2 protein-coding genes are annotated in these 2,142 nt (G+C 47.3%); both read right to left on the bottom strand.

Annotation, left to right across the window (positions count from 1 at the left end; genetic code table 11):
• The coding region (locus HMPREF9140_RS09955; protein WP_006953782.1) for a fimbrillin family protein at positions 1 to 1,465 on the bottom strand (1,465 nt) is incomplete at its 3' end.
• Positions 1,466 to 1,490: 25 nt separating this feature from the next.
• Positions 1,491 to 1,652 (bottom strand): hypothetical protein, encoded by a 162-nt coding sequence (locus tag HMPREF9140_RS10620; protein ID WP_006951851.1) that lies wholly within the window; start codon positions 1,650 to 1,652, stop codon positions 1,491 to 1,493.
• Positions 1,653 to 2,142: the final 490 nt, after the last annotated feature.

Below are 2,142 nucleotides of genomic sequence, written 5' to 3'. Positions count from 1 at the left end.
CACAAATAGCTGTTCCACCTACTTGCTTTATAGCGTCATCTAAAGGAACTCCATATCCCCAAACATGTGTGCCATATTCACCAGGAGTACCTGCACCCCAGTAAAGATTACGCATAACGGGGTCGATATCTCTTCCTCCTGGCAAAAACCATTTGCCAATATTGGTACCAGTCACTGTTACTCCCGGATAGTATTGTGCTGCATAGTAGAAAGCCGGAAAAGAACCTGAATTTGCTTTTACAATATTATAGTAACTGGATGCAGCTCTCCATGTCAGGTTATATCCGGAATCGTATGATGATGGACCATGATTCTTCACAGATTTGTTTCCAGCCATATTTGTCGGCCCCCAGGCGCATCCATTCCCATTGTTAGCATTATGTAATGCCATGGCTAATCCTGAATTTGGTGTGCCGTTGTTTTCTTTTACAACTACTCCAATGGGTGTTTTACCGGGATTGGCACTTAATGTTCCCCAGGTGCCATCACTGAACAGATAGCTAAATTTGGGTTTTAGCTTAATCTTGACTAAATACGATTTTCCCTGCTGCATTGATAGCGTTGCATTCAGTTTGGGAATATCGCCCGTTATGGGCTTCCAAAACACGGTGCCGGCATTGAAAGTGAGCTTTAACTTGGAACCTTCGGTTGAAGGCAGGAAGTAATGATAGTTGGAAGTTGAGGTATAGGCAAATGTTTGTCCACCATTCGAAGCGGTGTAAAGGGCCTCCGTACTTGCCGGCGAGTTGCTGACCTGGGGTGTCATTGTACCTTGTGTATAGGTTTGAGTTTGAGTTACAGGATTATTTGTCATGCTCACGGGAATACTGCTTGCAGCAACTAGGGAGAGTGTAGCAGTGATATTATTCGGAATATGTTTCTGACAGAGAAATCGTGTACGCAGGCGAGCGCCGACGTGCTTCATTTCGAAAGCGATTTGCTGCTTTTTTGCTTGAGTGATTGTCGCAGTAGTTCTACCGATATAAGCATTGCCGACATTGTCTATTGAAACGGTGAGTTCTTCGCCGGAGGAGGACGGAGTTACATCGTCGTTGAAAGCAACGAAATCGTAAGTTTGACCTTGTTCCAATATTAGGTCTTGAGGAGAATTGGAATCGGCAGTGAACTTCGTGCCGTTGAACGTGCCTTTTATCTCGCCTTTCTTCACGCTGCCCTGATAGGCGCGGATGGTGTAGTGCTTGTTCGTGATGGCGCGGGTTTTATTCACGGCTGTGTCGGGGTCGGTTTCAACGCTCACTTCGGCCTCACAATCGCCAAGATTTATTGTCTCCGTATGGGGTACAGCACGAGTTAGGTCTTGGTCGGTTTCGTAGTTCTGCTCTTCGAAGCTGAATGTTATGCCCTGCTCTTGAGAGGGGTCGGGCGTGTTGTTCTCGTTGCCGCACGATGAGGCCAGAAAGCCGGCAAGCGCGGCGAGAATCATAATCTTTGAGTTTGTCTTCATTTTGCGTTTTGTTTTTGGATGTTGTTTACTCGAATTCATATTCGCCGCCGTCGACGTCCTCATCCGGGTCGTAGTCTTTCTCGTTCGAGCCGCCAGGGTTGGGACTTACGGATGTACAAAAGAATAATTCGTTCTCGAGTTCGATTGCCTCAATCTTAGGAGGCTCATAGAAATGCTTTCTGTTCATAATGATACTTGTTATTTCGTTATCGCTTTATTTATCGTCGTGGCAAGGGGTGAGGAGAGAGGGGTGCTCGGGCGCCAGCCCGCATGTAGGGACAGACCCCGTGTCTGTCCGCCCCGTCCTTTTGACGGACGGGATAAACATATTATCCAAGTAAGACTCGAGCGATTGTGCATGTATTAGGCCTAGGGGCCGGCGGACAGACACGGGGTCTGTCCCTACATGCGGCCTATCGGCCGAGCGGGAGTTTATGTTTACGGAAATGGGAGTATTCGCCGCACGATTTTCGTGCAGGTTTTGCAGATAAAATCTTTCCTTATTTTCTCTTATATCGGTTGCCGAGAGGGTACGAAAAACATAACACCAGAGATGGCTATACCCCTTGTGTTTCCTTAGGTTTGCGTAACTTCCTCGCGCGCGTAAAAATAAGTTAGGTGAGGCTAGATGCCTGTGTGTGTGTGTGTGTGTGTGTGTGTGTGTGTGTGTTAGCTAC

It is taken from the genome of Prevotella micans F0438 (assembly GCF_000243035.1).
In the GTDB taxonomy this organism is placed as follows: domain Bacteria; phylum Bacteroidota; class Bacteroidia; order Bacteroidales; family Bacteroidaceae; genus Prevotella; species Prevotella micans.
This window is presented reverse-complemented; position numbering and strand designations above follow the sequence as displayed.

Excerpts from the sequence above, each read along its gene's own strand:
- HMPREF9140_RS10620 (WP_006951851.1), bottom strand. The coding sequence starts at position 1,652 with ATGAACAGAAAGCATTTCTATGAGCCTCCTAAGATTGAGGCAATCGAA.